Below are 25,323 nucleotides of genomic sequence, written 5' to 3' on the forward strand. Positions count from 1 at the left end.
TTCCCCTGTAGGAGTGAGCCTGCTCGCGATGAGGCCAGTGCAGGCACTAGAGAATCAGAGGCCCTCCAGCTCCGCCATCAGATCATTCAACCGATCAACCTTCTCCTCGGTGATATCACTCGCCGCCAATCCATCGACGTACTCAGCCAACTCCTCCACCGTGCTGCACTCGAACATCGCCCGCAGCGGCACATCGCGTTGCAGGGTTTTCTGCACCCGCGAGGCGATCTGCGTGGCCAGCAACGAATGCCCGCCCAGCTCGAAGAAGTTGTCGCGTACACCGACCTTTTCGACCTTCAGCACCTCGGCCCAAATATCAGCCAACGTCTGTTCAAGATCATTGCGCGGGGCCAGATAATCCTCGCTCTGCAACAGGCCGATCTCCAGCTCCGGGAGGGCCTTGCGGTCGAGCTTGCCGTTGGCATTCAGCGGCATTTGCTCGAGCCACAACCAGTGCAGCGGCACCATGTACTCTGGCAGTTCGGCGCGCAGGCGCTGCTTGATCCGCTCCAGGCGTTCGCTCGGATTGAGTGCTGAATCGGCCGCAACCAGATAACCGACCAAGTGTTTACCGTTGACGCCCTCCTGCACAGCGACCGCGCCATCGCGCACTTCCGGCTGTTCATGCAGGCGCGCTTCGATCTCACCCAGCTCGATGCGATAACCGCGAATCTTCACTTGGTGATCGACCCGGCCAACGTACTCCAGCACACCGTCGCTGCGACGCCGCGCCAGGTCACCGGTGCGATACAGACGCTCGCCCGGCGCACCGAACGGGTTGGGCACAAACACCGGCGCGGTGCGCAGCGGATCGCTGACATAGCCGCGCCCGACGCCGGTCCCGGCAACACACAACTCACCCACCGCGCCCAACGGCACCAGTTCCAGCGCGCCATCGACCAGATAGAGCAAGTTGTTGTCGGTCGGCGTGCCGATCGGCAAGTAACTGCCGCGCGTCGACGCCATGTCGACACGGAAGAACGCCACGTCGTCCGAGCACTCCGCCGGGCCGTACGCGTTGACCAAACCAATTTCCGGATAACGCAGCAGCCATTGGTGCGCCAGCTCCGGCGGCATTGCTTCACCGGTCGGCAGCATCCAGCGCAAGCCATCCAGACTCAGGCGCTCCGAGGCGAGCATGCCCTGAATCAGCGACGGCACACTCTCCAGCACGGTGATGCCCTGCGCTTGCACATGCACCAGCAAACCTTGCGGATCGTGGGCGATGGTGTTCGGCACGATGTCCACCCGCGCGCCGAATAATGGCGCGGCAAGGAATTGCCAGACCGAAATATCGAAGCTTTGCGATGCGGTCTGCGCAATCACATCGGCGTCGCTCAGGTTCAGATACGGCACCTTGCTCAACTGGTTATTGAGCATGCCGCGCTGTTCGACCATTACGCCTTTCGGCAGGCCGGTCGAACCCGAGGTGTAGATCACGTAAGCGAGGTTGTCCGGGCCGCTGTAAATGCCAAGGTTCTGCGCCGCTGTCGCTGCCGCTTGAATCTCTTCCCAGACCAGCAAGCGCGGGCGATTGGCGCAGCTGAATTCATCCAGCAAAGTCTGCGCTTGTTCAAAGCATGCTTTGGAGCAGACCAGCACCGGCGTGCGACTCAGCTCGATGATGCGTTGCAGACGCTGGCTCGGCAGGCCCGGATCCAGCGGCAGATAACCCGAGCCAGCCTTGAAGCTGCCGATGATCATGCCGAGCAGATCGAGATTGCGTTCGCCGAGCAAGGCCACCGGTTGATCCATCTGCACACCGGCGGCGACCAGTGCATGGCCGAGACGGTTGGCGTTGTGGTTCAGCTCGGCGTAGCTCTGTTGTTGATCAAGGCACGTAGCGGCGATGCGCTGCGGATGCGCGACAACCTGCGCTTCAAACAGCGCCACGTAGCTCTGCTCCAGCGGATAATCGTGGGCACTCTGGTTGCAACCGTGGAGCAGGAAGTCCTGTTCCTCACTGCCTAGCAGCGGCAGGTCGGCCATATCACCATGGAAGCCATCGACCAGCGCCAGCAGCAGGCGTTTGAACTCGCCGAGCATGCGCTCGATGGTCGATTCGTCGAAATAACGCTGGTCGTACGACAGGTGCAGACCGAGGTCATCACCCGGGTAACACACCGCCGTCAGCGGGAAGTTGGTGTGGGTACGGCCTGAATCCGAGGTCGCATTCAGGCTCTGCGCGCGGTCCAGTACCGAGACTTCCACCGGGGCATTCTCGAAGACGAACAGGCTGTCGAACAGCGGCTGGCCTTTCGGCAGTTCGCTTTGTTCCTGAATGTTCACCAGCGGCAGGTATTCGTATTCGCGCAGCTGCATGTTGCTGTCGAGCAAACCACTGAGCCACTGACGCACGCTGCTGCGCTGATCGTCCCCGGGCATTTTCACCCGCAGCGCGATGCTGTTGATGAACAGACCGACGGTGCGTTGCATCTCCGGCATGTCCACCGGACGCCCGGCCACGGTAACGCCGAAGAGCACGTCACGATCACCGCTCAGACGGCGCAGCACCAGCGCCCACGCCGCTTGGGCGAAGGTGTTGATGGTCAGTTGATGGGCCTGCGCCAGTTCCCGCAGACGCGCACCGTCCTCGACATTGAGGCGCGTGTAGCGGTCGCCGACGACCATGCCGCCGCTTTCACCGGCATGTTCACGCAGGAATGGACGGTCGCTCGGAATCGGCGTGGTGCGCTCGAACCCTTGCAGGTTCTGCTGCCACCACTGCCGCGCTTCGGCGAGGCTCTGGCGCTGCAGCCAGCCGATGTAATCGCGGTAACGCGGTGGTACGGCGAGTTGCGCTTCACGACCCTCACCCAGCGCGGTGTAAATCTCGAAGAAGTCGTTCATCAGCAACGAGCGGCACCAGGCATCGATGAGGATGTGGTGGTTGCTCATCATGAACCAGTAACGCGCCGCGCCGACCTTGATCAGGCGCAAGTGGAACGGCGCCTGATTGAGCAGATCGAAACCGGCCTCGCGCTCGCTTTTCAGCAGGGCTTGCAGCTTCGGTTCCTGCTCGTTTTCAGCAATGGCGCTCCAGTCCAGATATTCGATTGGCGTACGACCCGGCGTATGAATCACTTGCAGCATGTCTTCGCCGACGTTCCAGCAGAACGAGGCTCGCAGCGCTTCGTGACGGGCGACCACCGCTTGCCAGGCCTCAGCGAAACGCTGCGGGTCGAGTTCGCTGTTGATGCGGTAGCGATCCTGCATGTAGTACAGGCCAGTGCCCGGTTCGAGCAAGGTGTGCAGCAACATGCCTTCCTGCATCGGCGTCAGCGGATAAACGTCTTCGATGTGCGCGGCCGGCACCGGCAAGGCATCGAGTTGCGCCTGAGTCAGTCTGGCCAGCGGGAAGTCCGATGGCGTCAGGCCGCCGGCCTCGTCTTGCAGGCAATGGGTGATCAGGCTTTGCAGTTCACCAAGGTAGGCGTCGGCCAGATCGTTGATGGTTTGCGCGTCATAACGCTCGGCGCTGAAGGTCCAGCGCAGGAGCAATTCACCGCCGTAAACCTGACTATCAATGCTCAACTCGTTGGGCAATGGCGCCTGCGGATCGTGGGCGGCACCGACCGGCTCGTCCAGCGGACGGAACAGCGCATCACTGCCGAAGCTCTGGTCGAACTGGCCGAGGTAGTTGAAGGTGACCGGCGCATGCGGCAGCGCGGCCATGCTGCGCTGGCTGAGGTCATCGGCGAGATAACGCAGCACGCCATAACCGAGGCCTTTGTGCGGCACCGCGCGCAGTTGCTCCTTGATTGCCTTGATCGAAGCGCCCTGCCCCGCAGCTTCTTCGATGTTGTGCGGGGTCAGACGCAGCGGGTAAGCGCTGGTGAACCAGCCGACGGTGCGGGTCAGGTCGATCTCGTCGAACAGGGTTTCGCGGCCGTGACCTTCCAGTTGAATCAGCGCCGACGGTTGACCGCTCCAGCGGCACAACACTCGGGCCAACGCCGTCAGCAGCAGGTCATTGACCTGCGTGCGATAGGCCGCCGGAGCCTGTTGCAATAACTGTTTGGTGTGCTCGGCATCGAGGCGCACGCTGACGGTTTGTGCGTGACGATTCTGCTGGCCGCCCTGTGGATTTTCGCAGGGCAGATCAGCGTTCGGCCCGGCCAGTTGGGTCTGCCACCAGTCGAGTTCTTCGCGCAGTGATTCGCTGCCGGCGTAGGCCTGCAAACGCGCAGCCCAGTCCTTGAAAGAGCTGGTTTTCGCCGGCAGTTTTACCGCTTGTTCGGCGTCGAGTTGGCGATACACGGTTTGCAGATCGTCGAGCAAAACGCGCCACGACACGCCGTCGACCACCAAGTGATGGATGGCGATAAACAGGCGTTGTTGATCTTCAGGGCCATCGACCAGCACGGCACGCACCAACGGGCCTTGTTCAAGATCGAGACTGCGCTGAGCATCAGCGAACAGTGCTTCACACTTGTCCATCGAGGTCACGCGCACTTGCCACAACACCACCGCATCGGAGGCTGGTTGATGCGTCGCTTGCCATTGGCCGTCGGCCTCGGTGAAGCGCAGACGCAAGGCGTCATGCTGCTCGATCACCGCCAGCAGCGCCTGCTCCAGACGATGCGGTTCCAGCGGCACGGTCGGCTCCAGCAACAGCGCCTGGTTCCAGTGCTGACGCTCAGGAATTTCAGTGTCGAAGAACCAATGCTGAATCGGCGTCAGGCGCGTTTCACCGGTCACTAGACCTTGCTCGGCCGTCACTTGTTCGGTGCGGCTGGCCACGGCGGAGAGGGTTTGCACGGTCTGATGCTGGAACAGATCACGCGGGCTGAAATGAATGCCTTGCTGACGCGCACGGCTGACCACTTGGATCGACAGAATCGAGTCGCCACCGAGTTCGAAGAAGTTGTCGTTGAGGCCGACCTGCTCGACGTTGAGCACCTCGCACCAGATCTGCGCCAGGGTCTGCTCCAGTTCGTTACTCGGCGCGACGTAGTCCTGACGACTCAACTCAGGGTCCGGCGCCGGCAACGCGCGGCGGTCGAGTTTGCCGTTGGCGGTCAGCGGCATGCTCGCCAGCAGGATCAGGTGGGTCGGCACCATGTAATCCGGCAATTGCGCCTTGAGGTGCGATTTCAGGGCTTCGCGCAGTTCAGCCTGACGGGCTTCACTTTGCTCAGCAACCTCGGTGACGAGATAGCCAACCAGTTGCTTGCCGCTCGGGGCATCCAGTGCGAGCACCACGGCTTCGCGGATCGAGTCGTGATCGAGCAGACGCGTTTCGATTTCGCCCAGTTCGATACGGAATCCACGGATTTTCACCTGATGGTCGATTCGTCCCAAATATTCCACCAAACCATCGGCACGCTGGCGCACCAGGTCGCCAGTGCGATACATGCGCCCGCCATCAGTGGCGAACGGGTCAGCGACAAAACGCTCGGCGGTAATGCCCGGACGGTCGTGATAGGCCTGGGCCAGACCGGCCCCACCGACGAACAACTCACCGGTCGCACCTTGCGGTACCAATGCCAGATCGGCGTCGAGAATGTACGCGACACGCGCGCCAATCACGCTGCCGATCGGCACGCTGCCGGCGCCCTCGTCCAGCACCTCCGGCGCCAGACTGGCCAGCGGCATGACCACGGTTTCGGTCGGGCCGTAGGCATTGAAGAACATCGCCGGTTGGAACGCCGCGCGAATCCGTTGCAGGTGTTCACCGGTCAGCGCTTCGCCGCCGGTGATGATCATCCGCACCGGGAGGGTTTCGTTTTGCGTTGAGAGGAACTGCGCCAACTGACTGCCGTAGCTCGGAGTGAAACCAAGCACGTTGATTTTATACGTGCGGATCAAACCGCAGATTTCTTCCGCGTCCCACTGACCCTGCGCACGCAACACCACCTGCGCGCCACTGAGCAACGGCACCAACAGACGCTCGGTCGCCGCGTCGAAGTTGATCGAATAGAAATGCAGTTCGCAGTCGTCCGGGCGCATGCCGAAACGTTCGATCACGGCTTGGCAGTGCATGGCGATTTCGCCGTGGGAGACCACCACGCCTTTCGGCTTGCCGGTGGAACCCGAGGTGTAAATCAGGTAGGCCTGATGCTGCGGCAGGCTGATAAATGGCAGCTCGCTGACCGGGTAATCAGCGAGTGCCGCGCTGTCATCTTCCAGGCACCAGCGCGCCACACTTGGCGGCAGATCGCCAAGGGCTTTGAACATGGCGCGATCACTGAGCAGCAGACCAATGCGGCTGTCTTCGATCATGTAATGCAGACGGTCGAGCGGGTATTCCGGGTCCAGCGGCACATACGCACCGCCAGCCTTGAGAATCGCCAGCAGGCCGACGACCATTTCCAGCGAACGCTCCAGTGCCAGGCCGACCCGCACTTGCGGACCAACACCGCGCTCACGCAAGGCCCAAGCCAGACGATTGGCGCGGGCGTCGAGTTCGGCGTAGCTCAGGGTCTGCCCGGCGAAGGTCAGGGCCGGCGCGTCTCTGCGGGCCAGCGCCTGTTCGGCGAACAGGTGATGGATGCACTGATCGAGACGATGCTCGCCCGACTCGATGCCGAGGCTGTCGAGCAGGTGCTGTTGCTCAGGCGCATCGAGCAGCGGCAATTCACTCAGGCGCTGCTGCGGATCGGCGATCAGCGCTTCGAGCAGATTGCACCAATGCTTGGCCATGCGCGCGATGGTCGGCTCGTCGAACAGATCGGTGCTGTAAGTCAGGCAGCAACCGAGGCGATGGTCGAGGTCGGTGACTTCCAGGTTGAGGTCGAACTTGGTCGCTCGTGCATCGTTGGCCAGGTACTCGACGGTCATGCCAGCGAGCATGCGGCTCTGCTGGAATTCCCAGCGCTGCACGTTGCACATCACCTGAAACAGCGGGTTGTACGCAGCGCTGCGCGGCGGTTGCAAGGCTTCAACCAGATGATCGAATGGCAGATCCTGATGCGACTGGCCTTCGATCACGGTGTGACGCACCTGCTCGAACAGTTCGCCGACCGACATCATGCCGTCGAGCTGGCAACGTAGCACTTGGGTGTTGAGGAATGCACCGATCAGCCCTTCACTTTCCGGGCGAATGCGGTTGGCCACCGGCGCGCCAATGCGCAGATCGGTCTGGCCGCTGTAGCGGTAAAGCAGCGTGGCAAGCGCGGCGGTCATGGTCATGAACAGGGTCAGACCGTTTTGCGCATTGAACGCACGAACCCGCGCGGCGAGGTCGTCGCTGAGGTCGAAACGGAACAGCTCACCCTGATGGCTTTGCACTGGGGGACGCGGACGGTCCCCCGGCAATTCCAGCAGCGGATGTTCACGACCGAGTTGCGCGGTCCAGTAGTCGAGTTGGCGCTGACGCTCGCCGGATTCCAGCCAGTTGCGCTGCCAGACGCTGTAGTCGAGATACTGCACCGGCAGCGGCTCAAGCGGCGAATCACGGTCATCGACGAAGGCTTCGTACAGCGCACTGAGTTCCCGGGCGAAAATGTCCATCGCCCAGCCTTCGGTGACGATGTGGTGCAGGGTCAGGACAAAGTAATGTTCGTGCTCGGCAGTCTTCACCAGACAGACGCGCAGCAACGGGCCGGTTTCCAGATCGAACGGCAGATGCGCTTCGTCATCGGCCAGTTGCTGAACCTTTTGCTCACGCACATCGGCGGCAAGTTTTGAGAAATCCTTCCAGCCCATGCGCACACCGGTTTCGCTATGCACTTGTTGGCGGGCGACGCCGTCGGCACTCGGGAAGGTGGTGCGCAGGGTTTCGTGACGCAGGATCAGCGCTTGCAACGCGGCCTCGAAACACTCGACATGCAACACGCCGCGCAGGCGCGCCATGCCGCCAACGTTGTACGCCGGGCTGTCCGGCTCCATCTGCCAGAGGAACCACATGCGCTGTTGCGAGTACGACAACGGCACCGGTTGGCTGCGATCAACCTTGTCGATCGGTGGCTGTTTGTTGGTGCGACCGCTGGCCTGGATCAGGTGGATCTGTTCGGCAAAATCACCGAGTTCGCTGTGTTCGAACAAGGCGCGCAACGGCAGCTCGACGTCGCAGGCCTGACGAGTACGCGAGATGATTTGCGTAGCCAGCAACGAATGACCGCCGAGGGCGAAGAAGTCGTCGCGCAGGCCGACTTGAGGCAGACCGAGCACTTCGCGCCAGATCGCGGCGATCTGCTGTTCCAGTGCAGTGACCGGTTCGACGTGTTCACGCACTTGCCATTGCGGCTCGGGCAAGGCGCGGCGGTCGAGTTTGCCGCTGGGGCTCAGGGGCATTGCGTCCAGACGCATCAGTTGCGCCGGGACCATGTACTCCGGCAGCTCGGCGGCCAGCGCGGTTCTCAGCCGGGTGATTTGCTCGTCAGGATTTTCACTGGCATCGGTCGCGGTGAAGTAGCCGATCAGCTGCGCACCGGCAGCGGTTTCGCGCACCAGCACCACGGCTTGGGCGACGCCGTCCTGGGCGAGCAAGTGTGCTTCGATTTCTTCCGGTTCGACGCGGAAGCCACGCAGTTTGACCTGCTGATCGAGGCGGCCGAGGTATTCGATGACGCCATCGGATGTCCAGCGTGCGCGGTCACCGGTGCGGTACAAACGGGCGCCCTGCTCACCCAATGGATCGACGACAAAACGCTCGGCAGTCAACGAAGGACGGCCGAGGTAACCACGGGCCAGACCGATGCCGCTGATGCACAGTTCACCCGGCACACCGGCCGGCAGCGGATTGAGATCGGCGTCGAGCACGCGGCAGATCACGTTGCCCAGCGGACGACCGATCGGCGAGCGCTCACCATCGGCAGTGGTGCAATGCCAGTGGGTGACGTTGATCGCGGTTTCAGTCGGGCCGTAACGGTTGTGCAATTGCACCGCCGGCAGTTGCGCGAGGATGCGGTTGCGCAGTTCGGCTGGCAGCGCTTCGCCGCCGGAGAACACCCGGCGCAGGCTGGTGCATTCGGCGCTCAGCGGCTCGTCGATGAACAGCGCGAGCAGCGGCGGTACAAAGTGCAGCGTGGTCACGCCATAGGCCTGAACCAGCTGGGCGATGCGATGCGGATCGCGATGTTCGCCGGGGCCGGCAATCAACAGACGCGCGCCGGTGATCAGTGGCCAGAAGCATTCCCACACCGACACGTCGAAACTGATCGGCGCCTTTTGCATCAGCACATCGGTTTCATCGAGGCGGTAGGTGTTCTGCATCCATTGCAGACGCTCGGCCAGTGCCGCGTGGGTGTTGCCGACGCCTTTCGGTTGGCCGGTGGAACCCGAGGTGTAAATCACGTAAGCGAGGTTGTCGCCGTGCAAGTGCAGACCCGGTGCCTGGCTCGGCCAGTTTTCCAGGTGCAACGCGTCCATGGCAATGACACTGACGCCGTCGCTGGCCGGCAAGCGGCCGAGCAATTCGGTTTGGGTCAGCAGCAGTTCGACGCCGCTGTCGCGGAGCATGTAAGCCAGACGATCCGCTGGGTAATCCGGGTCCAGTGGCACATAGGCGCCGCCGGCCTTGATGATCGCCAGCAAGCCGATCAGCAGTTGCGGCGAACGCTCGGCGGCGATGGCCACGCAGACATCCGGGCCGACGCCTTTGTCGCGCAGATAATGCGCAAGGCGATTGGCTTGCGTATGCAATTCGGCGAAGTCGAGGCTGCCGCCGTCCCACACCAGCGCGGTGCGTTCCGGGGTCAGGCGCGCCTGTTCGTTGAGCTGTTCTGGCAGCCATTGTTGCGCCGGGGTGCATGGCGCAACACCCCAGTGTTGTTGCTGATCGTGCTCAGTGGCGGTCAGCAGTTGCAGATCACCGATGGCTTGCTCAGGACGTTCGCAGACGTCGCGCAACAGGTTGCTGAAATGCTCGGCCAGACGCTCGATGGTCGCCACATCGAACAGTTCGCTGGCGTAGTCGAACGACAGCGTCAGGCGACCGTTGCGATCTTCTTCGCTGTGCAATTGCAAATCGAACTTGGCTTCGCGGCTGTGCCACGGCAGTTCTTCGGCGAGCAGACCCGGCAGACGTTTGAGCGCACTCAGATCACGTTGCTGGTGGTTGAACATGACCTGGAACAGACCTTGTTCGCGGGCCTGCGGGAAGGCTTCGAGGAGTTGTTCGAAGGGCAGATCCTGATTCGCCTGGGCACCGAGTGCGGCGTTGCGGGTCTGGGCCAACAGCGCAACGAATGACAGGCGCGAATCGATCTCTGCTCGCAGCACTTGGGTGTTGATGAAGAAGCCGATCAGGCCCTGGGTTTCCAGGCGTGGACGGTTGGCGTTCGGTACGCCGATGCGGATGTCGCGCTGACCGCTGTAGCGATGCAGCAGGCTCTGGAATGCCGCGAGCAACAGCATGAACGGGGTCGATTGCTGAGCCTGTGCCGTGTTACGGAGCGCATCGCTGAGGCTCGCGCCCAGACGCACGGTGTGGCGTGCGGCGCTGTGAGTTTGCTTGGCGGAGCGTGGGTAATCGGTGGCCAGTTCCAGCGCTGGATGCTCGTCGCCCAACTGCGCTTTCCACCAGGCCAGTTGCCGCGCGCTCTCGCCTTGCGCCAGCCATTGACGCTGCCAGCTGCCGTAGTCGGCGTACTGGGTTGGCAATGGCGCGAGGTTGGCCGTCAGCCCTTGCGAAGCGGCGGCGTACAGGCGCGAGAATTCATCGATCAGTACGTTCAGCGACCAGCCATCGGCGATGATGTGGTGCAGCGTCACCAGCAATTGGTGATCTTCGTCGTCGAGACGCACCAGCGTCACCCGCAGCAGCGGACCTTTTTCCAGGTCGAACCGGGTGCGTGCTTCGTCTTCGCGGATTTGTTGCGCACGGGCCTCGCGCTCGTGCGCCGGCAAGTCGCTGATGTCGATCAGTTGCAGGTTGAATTCGGTGCCGGCAGTCACTTGTTGCAGAGCCACGCCGTCGCGCTCGAAGAAACGCGTGCGCAGGGATTCGTGGCGCTCGATCAGTTGCTGGAAGCTGGCATGCAAGGCGTCTTCGTCCAGTTCGCCGCGCAAACGCAGGGCACCGGGAATGTTATAGGCGCTGCTCTGTGGGTCGAGTTGCCAGGTGATCCACAAACGGTTTTGTGCCAGCGATTGCGGCATCGGCTCGCTGCGCGACAACGCGGAGATTGCACCTTGGGCACTGCCGCCGTCCTGCTGCTGTTGCGCAACGGCTGCGGCGAACGCTGCCAGGGTCGGAGCTTCGAACAACAGGCGCAGGTTCAGCTCAAGCGCGAGCTCTTCACGCACGCGGGCGACCACTTGCGTAGCGGCGATCGAGTTGCCGCCGAGCAGGAAGAAGTGATCGTCGGCGTTGACCTGTTTGACGTTGAGTTGCTCAGCCCAGATCTTGCCGATCAAGCCCTCAAGTTCTGAGGCGCTGGTGACTGCGTCCTGGCTTTCAGCGGTGCTCGACGGGAACACCGCGTAGCTGTCGAGGCTGCCATCGGCCAGACGATTGCGGCACGCCGAGCGCTGCAATTTGCCACTGGAAGTTTTCGGCAAGGCGCCGGGATTAAGCAGCACCACCACGCTCGGAGCTTCCTGAAAAGCCTCAGCCACGGCTTGGCGAATGGCTTTGATCAACGCCTCCGGCGGGAGGATTTTCTGCACGCTGCGGCTGATTTCCGCCGCGATGCCGATGCCCTCTTCGCCGTTCTGACTGACCGCAAATGCAGCGACGCGACCCTTGCGCACCACTTCCACTTCGTTCTCGACCGTTTTCTCGATGTCCTGTGGATAGAGGTTGTGGCCGCGCACGATCAGCATGTCTTTCAGGCGTCCGGTGATGAACAGCTCCGCGTCGCGCATGAAGCCCAGGTCACCGGTGCGCAGCCAGGTGCGGCCGGCGTGCTGGACGAAGGTCTTGGCGCTCGCTTCAGGATTGCGCCAGTAGCCGTGGGCGATGCTCGGGCCTGCGGCCCAGACTTCGCCGACCGCGTTGTCGGCGAGTTCGACGAGTGTGTTCGGCTCGACGATCAGCACCGCGTGTTCCGGTTGGCTGATACCACAACTCATGATTGGGCTGCCATCGCCCGGCTCGGCGCGGTTTTGTGCCAGCGCCTGATCGTCCACGCGCAGTGCCGGGATACCGGTGCCGCGCGGGGTGCCGGCGACGAACAGCGTGGCTTCGGCCAAACCGTACGAGGCCATGAAGCTGTGCTCACTGAAACCGCATGCGGCGAACTTCTCGGCGAAGCGCTCAAGGGTGTCGAGACGGATTGGCTCGGAACCGGAATAGGCCACGCGCCAGCGACTCAGATCGAGACGTTCCAGCGCCGACTCGCTGACCCGTTCGCTGCACAAGCGATAGGCGAAGTCCGGTCCGCCGCTGATGGTGCCGCCGTATTCGCTGATCGCTTCCAGCCAGCGCAATGGCCGACCGAGGAAGTACGCCGGCGACATCAGAATGCATGGCACGCCGCTGAAAATTGGCTGCAGCAGACCACCGATCAAACCCATGTCGTGGTACAGCGGCAGCCAGCTGACGATGACATCGTCAGGGTTCACGTCGATGCCGAAACCGTGACGGATCAGGAGTTCGTTGGCGACCAGATTGCCGTGGCTGACTTGCACGCCTTTGGGCAGTGCAGTCGAGCCGGAGGTGTATTGCAGGAAAGCGATGTGGTCTTGCGGCAGGCTCGGTTCAACCCATTTTTGCGCCAGTGTCTTGTCGAGAGTGTCGACACACAACAACGGCGGCGCACCCTCGATCTGCTGCAAGGCGTCGCGCAGGTCGGCGCTGGTCAGCAGCAGACGCGGTTCGGCGTCGGCAATGATCGACAGCAAACGCTCCTGATGGTGACGGCGCGCGGATTCCGGCGGATAGGCCGGCACTGCAATCACGCCGGCGTATAGGCAGCCAAAAAATGCCGCGACGTAATCCGGACCGCTGGGAAACAGCAGCACCGCACGGTCGCCGAATTCAGCGTCAGCCTGCAACGCGGCGGCGATCATACGTGCGCGCTCATCCAGCTCACGATAACTGAGTACCACAGCCTGCTCTTCGTTTTCGGCGAGAAAACGCAAGGCCAGTCGATCCGGCGTCAGGGCCGCGCGGCGCTGGAGGGCTTGGACCAGGGTGCTGGGTAGTTCGAACGCGTCGGTCATGAGGTTTCCTGCCTGAATTCGGCTTGCTAATGGAATCGGGTTTGCTGCGTCACGCCCCTCGAAGGGCATGCAGGGCGCGGTCTGTGCCGACCGCGCAAGGCTGCGGAATGCGGTGTGGCCGGGGTTGTGCACCGGGAACCATTCACCAATGAGAACGGATGACGTCTTGAAATAATTAGTCGGCAGGCTGGATCGCCAATGGGGCCGGGGTGTGGCGGCGTGTCGCAGTTCTCAGAACGCACCTTTGTGGCGCATTACTTCTCTTTCTCAATTGACAATCATTATCATTCAACATAATTTGTCGCTCGATGTGTAGGACGCCCCCATCCCCCAAGGCGTCCCACGAACCTATTTGGCAGCAAGGTGATTTCCATGACGGAACAAGTATCCACAAGCAAGTGCGATTCACCGCTACTTCAGGCATTCGTCGACAATCGACTGATTCTGGTCAAGATTGCAGCCCGCATTACCGGCTGCCGGTCGCGCGCCGAAGATGTGGTGCAGGATGCGTTTTTCCGACTGCAATCGGCGCCACCGATCACGTCGTCGATCAAGGCTCAACTGAGCTATCTGTTCCAGATCGTGCGCAACCTCGCCATCGATCACTACCGCAAACAGGCGCTTGAGCAGAAATACTCCGGCCCTGAAGAGGAAGGGCTGAATGTGGTCATCCAGGGTGCTTCGCCGGAAACCTCGCACATCAATTTCTCAACCCTGGAAAACATCGCCGACGCGCTGACCGAGCTGCCCAGCCGCACGCGCTATGCGTTCGAGATGTACCGGCTGCACGGCGTGCCGCAAAAGGACATCGCCAAGGAACTGGGCGTTTCGCCAACCCTGGTCAACTTCATGATTCGTGATGCACTGGTGCACTGCCGCAAGGTGTCGGGCAGTCGGCGGGATGCGGTGATTGCGGGTCGTCGCTAGGATCTGAATTCGGCGTCAAGTCATTCGCGAGCAAGCTCGCTCCCACATTAGATCTGTGTATGCAGAAACCATGTGGGAGCGAGCTTGCTCGCGAAGACGGACTCAAAATCACAAAGATCCTGAGCCCGATCAGCTCACGCCAACCTGCACCGATCAAAAAACCGCTCACGCCCCAGCATCATCAGCGCCGCGCGCTTGTGCGGAAAGTCGAATTCCTTCTCGCAGTGGAAGCACTGATTCTGCATGTACCCGATCATCTTCGCGTTGTCGGCTCGCGGCTCGGCGACCACCCGCTGAGTGCGCGGATCATCAAGAAACAGGTAATGCACCAGCGCCGATAACCAGCTCGCCACTTTATGCGGGCCACGGTGCTCTTCCTCGCCGACCAGCATGTGAATACCGCGATCGTAGTTGTCGGCATCGTAGAACGGCGCGATGCGGTCTTCCTTGGCCCAGTAGGCTTCGAAATAGGCAAACGGCTGATCATCGAAACAGCCAATCAGCGTCAGCGTATGCGGGTCAGCATCGAGCTTGCTCAGGTATTCGCGATGCTTCTCGAGGCTGCCCTCTTCCTGCCAGAAACTGGCGACGCGCGGGCTGTTTTGCCAGCGGTTGAAGCGCGCCAGGTCTGCTTCGATCTCTACAGTGCGCAGGGAAACCCACGCACCAAGACGGGCATCGAAACGCCGATACACTTCACCGCGCGGTTTGACTGGCCGCAGCGGATGACGCTTGCCCTGGCTGATGACCATCTGCTGCGGATAACTACCACTCAGCGAAGTGCCGAGCCACGGTTGCGGCAACTGCCAGAACAGCGTGCGCTCGCAGCGATATTCGCCGGCCACTTCGGTGCTCACCAGCAAGCCACTGAGCAAGGCTTCGGTCGGTGGTTGATCGAGTTGCCAGGTCAATTGCCGGCACGCCGGATCCCGTGCGAACAGCCAGTAACAGGCTGCCCACAACGCCTGCCCGGGCGGCAACGCAAAACGCTCATCGATCTGGATCGGCCCCTTTGCGTCTCGATCAAGGCGCAAGCGGATCAGCGGTTGTCCGTCCAGGCTCAGGCTCAGACGGTTTTCGCTGACATCAGCGATCAGTTGACTGCCCGCAGGCAAGGCCAGGGAAGTCAGGTCATTCAGATTGGACATGGGTCGGGCTCACGATAATCGTCGACAGTTCAACGATGGGACGTGATCCGGGAGGGAAAATTTAGGCTTTGCCCGCAAATCGCTGCCTCAGTGGTGAGGCACCGGCACTACGGCAATCTTGTACGGATCGAAAATCTTCAGCATTTCACCGTTGTCGCGCAAACCCTGCAACAACTTGCCAAACGCCGCGCCGGTGATCGGCGCGGTCGGACGAAGAATCGCGTAATGGTGATAGACCTGATCGATGCGCTGCGACACCAGCAACTCGTCGCGCACCTTCTCGTTACGCAGCAGGTAATCGAACAGATAGGAACGGGTCACCAAGGCAACATCGGCGCGCCCGCGCAGCACCATCAGCAGGTTGCTGTCGTGGGAATAGGTCAGCGTGGCGTTGTAATTCTGTGCGAGGTATTTCGGGTCAGCGTTGAAGTTGGCGAACTCGTAGTGATAACCGCTGAACAGAGCCAGGCGCTTGCCAGTGAGGTCGGCGAAATAATTCTGCTGCCGGCCATCTTCGCGTTGTGCGACGAAAATTTCCGCATCCTCAAGACCCATGTCGACATCTGTGTGGGGAATTTCCTTCCAGCCCCAATCGGGATTCTCGAAAATTGCCATGTCGATCCGGCCCTGCTTGAAGTCACCGAAACGCCGGGGAATCGAGGTGGGCACGAGGACGAACTGATAGTCGCTTTGCAGGCGATTGAGGGCCTCGACCAATTGCGGCAGAAGGCCTGTGTCGGCACCGTTTTCCGGGCGAACGGTGTAAGGCGGAAAATGCGCCGCGCCGACCCGGACCAATTGCGCTGCCTGAGCGGGCAATACCCAAAATGCAGCCAGCGCTGCGAGCATCAAGCCCGCGGCCGTCCGAATTGGCAAAGACTTCAAAACACCCCACTCCCCGAAAAAATACCGATCAATGCATTCAAGCTAGGCGGTTTCGCCCAGTTAGCCAGTTTCCCGGCCGGATAGAAAGTGCTTCAACGCGCTTCGAGGACCAGAATCAGCGCCTCGTCGGCCAACTGATCGAGGCTCAAACTGCCGCCGGCACGGAACCAGGTGGTCGTCCAGGACAGTGCGCCAGTGAGGAAACGTCGGGTAATAAATACATCGCCACGGATAAATCCTGCGTCCTTGGCCTCACCCAGCACTTGCAGCCAGATGTCCTCGTAGACATCGCGCAGTGCCAGCACTTTGGCCTGGCCTTCTTCGGACAGCGAACGCCACTCATAAACCAGCACCGCCATGGCTTCACCGCTGCCGCCCATGATTGACTGCAGTTCGCAGCGAATCAGCGCCAGCACGCGTTCGCGCACATTGGCCGCATCGGCCAGAGCTGCCCGCATTAACGCGGTGTTGTAGCGGATGGTTTCCTCCATCACCGCCCGGAGGATTTCATCCTTGCTTTTGAAGTGATGAAAAATGCTTCCCGACTGGATGCCGACGGCGCCGGCCAGATCGCGCACCGTGGTGCGTTCATAGCCTTTGTTGCGGAACAGGTGAGCAGCCACTTGCAGCAATTTGCCGCGGGCGCTGTCGGGGTCGGTCAATTGGCCTTCATCAACCAAATCGCGCATGACCCTCAGGGCTTTTTGCTCGTCCACCCGTTCTCTCCTACAGTCGATCAGTCTGTTGCCCCCTGAAACCGCAGGGTTGCGCGCAATTTAAGCCGCCAGCGGCAACCAAGCAAGCGCTTGGGCAGAAGATAGTTTCAACTGTTTACAAACCAAGCGCTTGCTTGGTAGCCTCCAGACACTTCTGTCGCAGGTTGCTGAGTCGGAGATAAAAATGCCCACCACCGTTCGCATCGGATGCGCCAGTGCATTCTGGGGAGACACCTCGACCGCCGCCGCGCAGTTAGTGGACGGCGGCAAGCTGGATTATCTGGTGTTCGATTACCTGGCCGAGATCACGATGTCGATCATGGCCGGGGCACGCATGAAGAACCCACAGGCGGGGTTTGCCGGCGACTTCATCGACGCGCTGACACCTCTGCTGCCACAACTGGCCGAGCAGAACATCCGCGTGATCAGCAATGCCGGCGGGATCAATCCGCAAGCCTGCGCCGCCGCCCTGCAAGCGGCCTGCGACAAGGCCGGCGTCGCACTGAAAATCGCCGTATTACTGGGCGATGATCTGCAACCACAGCTCAAACAGCTCAGCGGCATCACCGAAATGTTCAGCGGCGCCCCGCTGCCGCCAATGTGCGTGTCGACCAACGCCTACCTTGGCGCGCCGGGCATTGTCGAAGCGCTGCGCCTGGGGGCCGACATTGTCATCACTGGGCGCGTGGTCGACAGCGCGGTGGTCAGTGCGGCGCTGGTGCATGAATTCGGCTGGTCATGGCACGACTACGACAAACTCGCCCAGGCTGCGCTCGCCGGGCACATCATCGAATGCGGCGCGCAATGCACCGGCGGCAATTTCACCGATTGGCGCGAAGTGCCGGATTACGAACACATCGGTTTCCCTATCGTCGAAGTCAGCGCCGACAGCCAATTTATCGTCAGCAAACCCGAAGGCAGCGGCGGACTGGTCACACCGCTGACCGTCGGCGAGCAGATGCTGTATGAAATCGGCGATCCGCAGGCCTATCTGTTGCCTGACGTGGTCTGCGATTTCACTCACGTCAAACTCCAGCAACAAGGTAAAAACCTCGTTCACGTCCACGGCGCCAAAGGCCTGCCGCCCAGTGATAAATACAAGGTCAGCGCCACGTATCCGGACGGTTTTCGCTGCACCGCCAGTTGCCTGATCGCTGGCATCGATGCGGTAGAAAAGGCGCAACGCGTCAGTCAGGCGATCATCACCAAGACAGCGGAAATGTTCAGCCAGCGCGGCTGGCCGCCTTACACCGAAACCGATATTGAATTGCTCGGCAGCGAAGCCACCTACGGCCCCCACGGCCAACGCCACGACAGCCGCGAAGTGGTGATCAAACTCGCTGTGCGTCACCCTAATAAACAGGCACTGGTGCTGTTCTCCCGGGAAATCGCCCAGGCCGCCACCGGCATGGCACCAGGCCTGACCGGCATCGTCGGCGGACGGCCAACGGTGTACCCGCTGATTCGCCTGTTTTCATTCCTGATCGATAAAAGTGCCTGCACTTTGCAGATTGATCTGGCCGGCGTTCGCCATCCTTGTGCCCTGCCCTCATTGGCAGCGCTCGACAGCGAAGATTTGCCGATTGCCCAGCAACCGCCGAAACCTCAGGGCCGCGCCGATGCCAGTGTGGCGTTGGTGAAACTGGCCGTGGCGCGCTCCGGTGACAAAGGCAACCACAGCAACATCGGTGTGCTGCCGCGCAAGCCCGAATACCTGCCGTGGATCGCTGAAGCGCTGACCCCGGCCGTCATCGTCGACTGGATGAGTCATGTGCTCGACCCGATTCACGGCCGGGTCGAACGCTGGTATCTGCCCGGCACCCACAGCCTGAATTTTCTCTTGGAAAACGCTCTTGGCGGGGGCGGCGTGGCCAGTCTGCGCATCGATCCGCAAGGCAAAGCCTTCGCCCAGCAACTGTTGGAAATCCAGATCCCGGTGCCGCAGAGCATCGCCGAACAGCTCGACTAGAGGATTGTTTGCATGGCTTACGCGTCGATTTTCAACGCAGGTCTGTTCAGCGGCCAGACCATCATCGTCACCGGTGGCGGCAGTGGCATCGGTCGCTGCACCGCCCATGAACTGGCGGCCCTCGGCGCCAATGTACTGCTGGTCGGGCGCAAGCCGGAGAAACTGCAAAAGGTCGCCGACGAAATCGCCGAGGACGGCGGCCGCGCGCACTGGAAGGCTTGCGATATCCGCGATGAAGAAGCGGTAAAACAACTGGTCAGCGAATTGATTGCTGAACACGGACCGATCCACGGTCTGGTCAACAATGCCGGCGGCCAGTACCCGTCGCCCTTGGCCTCGATCAATCAGAAAGGTTTCGAAACCGTGCTGCGCACCAATCTGGTCGGCGGTTTTCTGATGGCGCGGGAAGTGTTCAACCAGTCGATGAGCAAACACGGCGGCAACATCGTCAACATGCTCGCCGACATGTGGGGCGGCATGCCCGGCATGGGTCACTCTGGCGCGGCGCGGTCGGGCATGGACAACTTCACCAAAACTGCCGCGTTCGAATGGGGTTATGCCGGCGTGCGGGTCAACGCGGTGGCGCCGGGCTGGATTGCCTCCAGCGGCATGGACACTTACGAAGGCGCGTTCAAAGCGGTGATTCCGACCCTGCGCGAACACGTGCCGCTCAAGCGTATCGGTACCGAGTCGGAAGTCAGTGCGGCGATTGTTTTTTTGCTTAGCCCGGCCGCCGCATTTATCAGTGGCAGCACCTTGAAAATCGACGGCGCGGCCAGCCTCGGCAGCCGTGCATGGCCGTTGCACAAGGCGACCCACAGCGAGTCGTTCAACGGTTTCCACCGCGCGTATTTACCCGATGTGCTGAAGGACAAGGAGTAAGCCATGCCGCAGATCCAGTCCCGACTCGACCCGCACAGCGAAGCGTTTGCCCGCAACCGCTCGGCCATGCTCGCGGCGATCGAACATGTGCAGCAACTCGAACAGAGCCTGCTGAACAAGGCTACCGAAGCCAAAGCCAGGTTCGACAAGCGCGGGCAACTGCTGCCCCGTGAGCGCTTGAATCTGTTGCTCGATCCCGGCGCGCCGTTTCTCGAACTGGCCAGCCTCGCCGGCTACAAGTTGCACGACGACAAGGACGGCAGTTCCGCCGGTGGCGGACTGATCGCCGGTATCGGTTACGTCTGCGGCATTCGCGCGATGGTGGTGGCTAACAACAGCGCAATCAAGGGCGGGACGATCTCGCCCACTGGCCTGAAAAAATCCCTGCGCCTGCAACAGATCGCCCAGGAAAACAAACTCCCGGTGATCACCCTCGCCGAAAGTGGCGGCGCCAACCTCAATTACGCCGCCGAGATTTTTGTCGAAGGCGCGCGCAGTTTTGCCAATCAGGCGCGGATGTCGGCAATGGGTTTGCCGCAGATTACCGTGGTGCATGGTTCGGCCACGGCCGGTGGCGCTTATCAGCCGGGGTTGTCGGATTACGTGGTGGTGGTGCGCGGCAAGGCCAAGCTGTTTCTCGCCGGTCCGCCACTGCTCAAAGCGGCCACCGGCGAAGTCGCCACCGATGAAGAACTCGGTGGTGCCGAGATGCACGCGCAAGTCGCCGGCACGGCTGAATACCTCGCTGAAAACGATGCCGATGGCGTGCGTCAGGTCCGTGAAATCCTCCATATGCTGCCGTGGAACGAGCAACTGCCGTGGTTGCCGGAGCCGCAATACAAAGAGCCGCTCTACCCCATCGATGAATTGCTCGGGCTGATCCCCGACGATCCGAAAAAACCTTACGACGTGCGCGAAATCATCGCGCGCATTGCCGACGAATCCTGCTTCGTCGAATTCAAGGGCGAGTTCGATCAGCAAACTGTTTGCGGCCAGTTGAAGATTCAGGGCCGCGCCTGCGGGTTCATCGGCAACAACGGCCCAATCACACCCAACGGCGCGAGCAAAGCGGCGCAGTTCATTCAGTTGTGCGATCAGAGCCAGACGCCGCTGCTGTTCTTTCACAACACCACCGGTTTCATGGTCGGCACCGAATCCGAGCAGCAAGGCGTGATCAAACACGGCTCGAAACTGATTCAAGCGGTAGCCAATGCACGGGTGCCTAAACTGACGATGGTCGTCGGCGGTTCCTACGGTGCCGGCAACTATGCGATGTGCGGACGCGGACTCGATCCACGCTTCATCTTCGCCTGGCCGAACAGCCGCACGGCGGTGATGGGCGGTGCGCAGGCCGGCAAAGTCTTGCGCATCGTTACCGAAGCCAAGCAGTTGAAGGACGGCCTGACGCCAGACCCGAAAATGCTCGACATGCTCGAACAGGTCACCGCGCAGAAACTCGACAGCCAGTCCACCGCTCTCTATGGCAGCGCCAACCTGTGGGACGACGGGCTGATCGACCCCCGCGACACGCGCACCCTGCTTGGCTACTTGCTGGACATCTGCCACGAGGCCGACACTCGCAAGCTGCAACCCAATAGCTTCGGCGTCAGCCGGTTCTGACCGCCACGGATCTTACGGAGAACAATAAAAAATGATCTTCACCCCGGAACACGAAGCCCTGCGCCGCACCGTCCGCCAGTTCGTCGAGCACGAGATCAATCCGCACGTCGATGAATGGGAAAAGGCCGGGCGCTTTCCCATTCACGAAATTTTCCGCAAGGCTGGCGACCTCGGTTTGCTGGGTATTTCCAAGCCGGAAAAATTCGGCGGCATGGGCCTCGATTACAGCTATTCGATTGTCGCTGCCGAAGAGTTCGGCACCATTCATTGCGGCGGCATTCCGATGTCGATCGGCGTGCAGACCGACATGTGTACGCCTGCCCTCGCCCGTTTCGGCTCCGATGAATTGCGCGAAGAGTTCCTGCGCCCGGCGATCACTGGCGAGCAGGTTGGTTGCATCGGCGTCTCCGAAGTCGGTGCAGGCTCCGACGTCGCCGGGCTGAAAACCACCGCGCGCAAGCACGGCGACGACTATGTGATCAACGGCAGCAAGATGTGGATCACCAACTCGCCGAGCGCCGATTTCATCTGCCTGCTGGCCAACACCTCGGACGACAAACCACACATCAACAAATCGCTGATCATGGTGCCGATGAACACGCCGGGGATCAGCCTCAGCTCGCACCTGGACAAGCTCGGCATGCGCAGCTCGGAAACCGCACAGGTGTTTTTCGACAACGTGCGCGTGCCACAGCGCAATCGCATCGGCCATGAAGGCGCCGGGTTCATGATGCAAATGTTGCAGTTTCAGGAAGAACGCCTGTTCGGCGCGGCAAACATGATCAAGGGGCTGGAATATTGCGTCGACAGCACCATTGAGTACTGCAAGGAGCGCAAGACCTTCGGCAATGCCCTGATCGACAACCAGGTCATCCACTTCCGCCTCGCCGAATTGCAGACCGAAATCGAATGCCTGCGCGCGCTGGTCTATCAGGCCACCGAGCAATACGTGAAAGGCCAGGACGTCACGCGGCTGGCGTCGATGGCCAAGCTCAAGGCCGGGCGCCTCGGCCGCGAAGTCAGCGACAGCTGCCTGCAATATTGGGGCGGCATGGGTTTCATGTGGGACAACCCGGTGGCCCGCGCCTACCGCGATGTCCGGCTGGTATCGATTGGCGGCGGCGCCGACGAGATCATGCTGGGGATTATCTGCAAACTGATGGGCATCCTCCCGGGGAAAAAGAAATGAGCAGCCTGCCGCAATGCCAGACGCTGTTGCTGGAACTGCATGGCGGCGTGCTGCACGTCACCCTCAATCGGCCGGACAGTCGTAATGCGATGAGCCTGCAGATGGTCAGCGAACTGCGCACGGTGCTGGCGGCTGTGCGTGATGACCACGCTGTTCGGGCGTTGGTGCTCAGCGGTGCCGGCGGGCATTTTTGTGCCGGCGGCGATATCAAGGACATGGCCAACGCCCGCGCTCAGGGCACCGAGGCTTACCGCGATCTGAATCGCGCGTTCGGCGCCCTGCTGGAAGAAGCCCAGCACACGCCGCAAGTGCTGATCACCGTGCTGCAAGGCGCTGTGCTCGGTGGTGGTTTCGGTCTGGCCTGTATCAGCGACATCGCGATTGCCGATCATCAAGCGCAATTCGGTTTGCCGGAAACCAGTCTCGGTTTACTGCCGGCGCAGATTGCGCCGTTTGTGGTGCAGCGCATCGGCCTCACCGAAACCCGTCGACTGGCACTGACTGCCGCACGTTTCGATGGGCACCAGGCACGCCGTCTAGGGCTGGTGCATTTCGTCGAAGAGGATTCGCAGGCCTTGGCTGAGCGGCTGGATGAAGTGTTGCAACATGTGCTGTGTTGCGCGCCGGAGGCGAATGCCATGACCAAGAATTTGTTGTTGGCGAGTGCCGGGCAGCCTTCAAGTGAATTGCTCGATGAGGCGGCGCAGTGGTTTAGCGAGGCAGTGACTGGCGCCGAAGGTGTGGAGGGAACCATGGCTTTTGTGCAGAAGCGTAAACCTCGGTGGGCCACTTAAAAGCATCGCGAGCAAGCTCGCTCCCACATTGGATTTGTATCGTTCATAAATCCCCTGTGGGAGCGAGCTTGCTCGCGAAGAGGCCAGCACCTGCGACGCAACTTCTGAGGAAATAGCCCATGCCCGCCATCCACAAAATCCTGATCGCCAACCGCGGTGAAATCGCCTGCCGCATCCAGCGCACCGCCCAAGCCTTGGGCTATCGCACCGTCGCCGTCTTCAGCGATGCCGACGCCGATGCCCTGCACGTTCAGATGGCTGACCAAGCCGTTCGCATTGGTCCGTCCCCCGTTCAACAGTCATACCTCAACATCCCGGCGATCCTCGACGCCGCTCGCCGCAGCGGTGCTGACGCGATCCATCCCGGCTACGGCTTTCTTTCGGAAAACGCCGAATTCGCCCGTGCCTGTGAACAGGCCGGGCTGATCTTCATCGGCCCCAGCGTCGAAGCCATCGAATTGATGGGCAGCAAACGCCAGTCAAAAATCGCCATGCTCGAAGCGGGTGTACCGTGCATCGCCGGTTATCAAGGTACCGAACAGGACGACGCCACTCTGCTGCGCGAAGCCGAGCGAATCGGCTACCCACTGATGATCAAGGCCAGTGCCGGCGGTGGTGGGCGCGGCATGCGTCTGCTGCAAAATGCGGCTGATCTGCCGGCGCAACTGCGCACCGCGCGCTCCGAAGCATTGAACGCGTTCGGCAGCGACGAACTGATCCTCGAACAGGCGCTGATCGAACCGCGGCATGTCGAAGTGCAGCTGTTCGGCGATCAGCACGGCAACCTGATCTACCTGGGCGAACGTGACTGCTCAATTCAGCGTCGCCATCAGAAAGTCATCGAAGAGGCGCCATGCCCGGTGATGACCGCCGAGTTGCGTCAGGCCATGGGTGAAGCGGCATTGAAAGCCGGGCGCGCAGTGAACTATGTCGGCGCCGGCACCGTTGAGTTTCTGCTCGACACACGCGGCCAGTTCTACTTTCTGGAGATGAATACGCGTCTGCAAGTCGAGCACCCGGTAACTGAACTGATTACCGGGCTGGATCTGGTCGCATGGCAATTGCTCGTTGCCGAAGGTCAGCCGTTGCCGCTGACCCAGGATCAGGTTCAGCTCAACGGACATGCCATGGAGGTGCGGCTTTACGCCGAAGATCCCGCGCAAGACTTCCTGCCACAAACCGGCCGAGTGCAAGCCTGGGAACCGGCGCTGCAGCACGGTACGCGAATCGACCATGGTTTGCTTGAAGGGCAATCGGTCAGCCCGTTCTACGACCCGATGCTCGGTAAGCTGATCGCCTCGGGTGCGACTCGCGAGGAAGCCCGACGCAAACTGTTGCGCGCGGTACAGGACACGGTGCTATTGGGTGTACAGAGTAATCAGCGCCTGCTCGTCAGTCTGTTGCAACACCCGCAGTTCATCAGCGGCGACTTCAGTACTGCCTTGATTGCCCGGCACTTCAGTGATCACCCTTGCCTGCACCGCTCCATTCCGGATGCCGAGCAGTTGGCGATCGCAACGGTACTTTTCTATCAAACCAGCGCCCGCAGCCACCGCGCACCACTTAACGGCTGGCGCAATAACGCGAATGTGCCGCTGCATTATCGCCTCGGCCTCGACGATCAGACCTGGACCGTGCAACTGCTCGCTGAGGCACAAGGCGTGTTCAAGGTGCAGATAGCCGAACGCACACTTGAATTGAAACTTATCGATCACGATGCCCAGTCGGTCACGCTGGAAGTTGACGGCCTTCGTCAGCGCCACACCTACCGCCAGAATGACGAGCAACTCTGGTTGTTCTGCCATCCCGGCAGTCTGCGCCTTGAGGATCGAACTCACGCCGTGATCGACAGTCAGACCAGCGTCAGCTCCGGAACCCTGAAAGCCCCCATGGACGGTGCCATCGTCGAAGTACTGGTCAGCGAAGGCAGTCCGGTCAGTAAGGGTCAGTTGCTGGTGGTGCTGGAGGCAATGAAAATGGAGCACCCGCTCAAGGCCGGTATCGACGGCGTGCTCAAGCGGGTGCAGGTCAAGGTCGGCGATCAGGTAAAAAATCGTCAGGTTCTGTTGCAGGTCGAGTAGTCAGCCACACGCCCGTGCGGGTTTTGACTACGCTCTGAGTTATCAGAACGCGGAAATCA

Annotated in this window: 11 protein-coding genes; 7 read left to right on the forward strand and 4 right to left on the reverse strand. The window is 61.2% G+C overall.

What is annotated here, in order from left to right:
• Positions 1–54: 54 nt before the first annotated feature.
• Entirely contained in the window at positions 55–13,053 is a 12,999-nt protein-coding gene (locus AC0ZWN_RS02535; protein WP_476333946.1) for a non-ribosomal peptide synthetase, read from the reverse strand.
• A gap of 372 nt (positions 13,054–13,425) precedes the next feature.
• On the opposite strand from AC0ZWN_RS02535, the gene AC0ZWN_RS02540 reads away from it, so the two are divergent.
• On the forward strand, positions 13,426–13,980 hold the full coding sequence (locus AC0ZWN_RS02540) for an RNA polymerase factor sigma-70 (RefSeq protein WP_141127401.1): 555 nt from the start codon (positions 13,426–13,428) through the stop codon (positions 13,978–13,980).
• Between the two features lie 134 nt (positions 13,981–14,114).
• Here AC0ZWN_RS02540 and AC0ZWN_RS02545 read toward each other — a convergent pair whose 3' ends face one another.
• The 3 genes from AC0ZWN_RS02545 to AC0ZWN_RS02555 form a co-directional block, all read right to left on the reverse strand.
• The gene (locus AC0ZWN_RS02545) at positions 14,115–15,128 is read right to left on the reverse strand and encodes a GNAT family N-acetyltransferase (protein ID WP_476333947.1); all 1,014 of its coding nucleotides are present in this window, start codon (positions 15,126–15,128) and stop codon (positions 14,115–14,117) included.
• 87 nt (positions 15,129–15,215) lie between these two features.
• Complete coding sequence (locus AC0ZWN_RS02550; protein WP_093435061.1) at positions 15,216–16,013, reverse strand: substrate-binding periplasmic protein; 798 nt, start codon at positions 16,011–16,013, stop codon at positions 15,216–15,218.
• A gap of 92 nt (positions 16,014–16,105) precedes the next feature.
• Positions 16,106–16,729 (reverse strand): TetR/AcrR family transcriptional regulator, encoded by a 624-nt coding sequence (locus tag AC0ZWN_RS02555; RefSeq protein WP_093435063.1) that lies wholly within the window; start codon positions 16,727–16,729, stop codon positions 16,106–16,108.
• 184 nt (positions 16,730–16,913) lie between these two features.
• Here AC0ZWN_RS02555 and AC0ZWN_RS02560 point away from each other — a divergent pair, with 184 nt between their 5' ends.
• The 6 genes from AC0ZWN_RS02560 to AC0ZWN_RS02585 all read left to right on the forward strand — a co-directional run bounded on the left by AC0ZWN_RS02560 (position 16,914) and on the right by AC0ZWN_RS02585 (position 25,264).
• The gene (locus AC0ZWN_RS02560) at positions 16,914–18,698 is read left to right on the forward strand and encodes an acyclic terpene utilization AtuA family protein (RefSeq protein WP_476333949.1); all 1,785 of its coding nucleotides are present in this window, start codon (positions 16,914–16,916) and stop codon (positions 18,696–18,698) included.
• A gap of 12 nt (positions 18,699–18,710) precedes the next feature.
• On the forward strand, positions 18,711–19,580 hold the full coding sequence (locus AC0ZWN_RS02565) for an SDR family oxidoreductase (protein ID WP_258708605.1): 870 nt from the start codon (positions 18,711–18,713) through the stop codon (positions 19,578–19,580).
• Between the two features lie 3 nt (positions 19,581–19,583).
• Positions 19,584–21,200: a geranyl-CoA carboxylase subunit beta gene (gene atuC, locus AC0ZWN_RS02570; RefSeq protein ID WP_476333950.1), complete on the forward strand. Its 1,617-nt coding sequence runs from the start codon at positions 19,584–19,586 to the stop codon at positions 21,198–21,200.
• Positions 21,201–21,231: 31 nt separating this feature from the next.
• On the forward strand, positions 21,232–22,389 hold the full coding sequence (atuD, locus tag AC0ZWN_RS02575; protein WP_476333952.1) for a citronellyl-CoA dehydrogenase: 1,158 nt from the start codon (positions 21,232–21,234) through the stop codon (positions 22,387–22,389).
• Complete coding sequence (locus AC0ZWN_RS02580) at positions 22,386–23,183, forward strand: enoyl-CoA hydratase/isomerase family protein (protein WP_476333953.1); 798 nt, start codon at positions 22,386–22,388, stop codon at positions 23,181–23,183. Before atuD ends, AC0ZWN_RS02580 begins: the two co-directional genes overlap by 4 nt.
• 119 nt (positions 23,184–23,302) lie before the next feature.
• On the forward strand, positions 23,303–25,264 hold the full coding sequence (locus AC0ZWN_RS02585) for an acetyl/propionyl/methylcrotonyl-CoA carboxylase subunit alpha (RefSeq protein WP_476333954.1): 1,962 nt from the start codon (positions 23,303–23,305) through the stop codon (positions 25,262–25,264).
• The last annotated feature ends 59 nt before the right edge of the window (positions 25,265–25,323 follow it).

Source organism: Pseudomonas sp. 3B-A001-10F, assembly GCF_056313565.1.

Bases quoted from the DNA above. Each gene is read 5' to 3' on its own strand.
- AC0ZWN_RS02535 (WP_476333946.1), bottom strand. From the start codon at position 13,053: ATGACCGACGCGTTCGAACTACCCAGCACCCTGGTCCAAGCCCTCCAG.
- AC0ZWN_RS02540 (WP_141127401.1), top strand. From the start codon at position 13,426: ATGACGGAACAAGTATCCACAAGCAAGTGCGATTCACCGCTACTTCAG.
- AC0ZWN_RS02545 (WP_476333947.1), bottom strand. From the start codon at position 15,128: ATGTCCAATCTGAATGACCTGACTTCCCTGGCCTTGCCTGCGGGCAGT.
- AC0ZWN_RS02560 (WP_476333949.1), top strand. From the start codon at position 16,914: ATGCCCACCACCGTTCGCATCGGATGCGCCAGTGCATTCTGGGGAGAC.
- AC0ZWN_RS02565 (WP_258708605.1), top strand. From the start codon at position 18,711: ATGGCTTACGCGTCGATTTTCAACGCAGGTCTGTTCAGCGGCCAGACC.
- atuC (WP_476333950.1), top strand. From the start codon at position 19,584: ATGCCGCAGATCCAGTCCCGACTCGACCCGCACAGCGAAGCGTTTGCC.
- atuD (WP_476333952.1), top strand. From the start codon at position 21,232: ATGATCTTCACCCCGGAACACGAAGCCCTGCGCCGCACCGTCCGCCAG.
- AC0ZWN_RS02580 (WP_476333953.1), top strand. From the start codon at position 22,386: ATGAGCAGCCTGCCGCAATGCCAGACGCTGTTGCTGGAACTGCATGGC.
- AC0ZWN_RS02585 (WP_476333954.1), top strand. From the start codon at position 23,303: ATGCCCGCCATCCACAAAATCCTGATCGCCAACCGCGGTGAAATCGCC.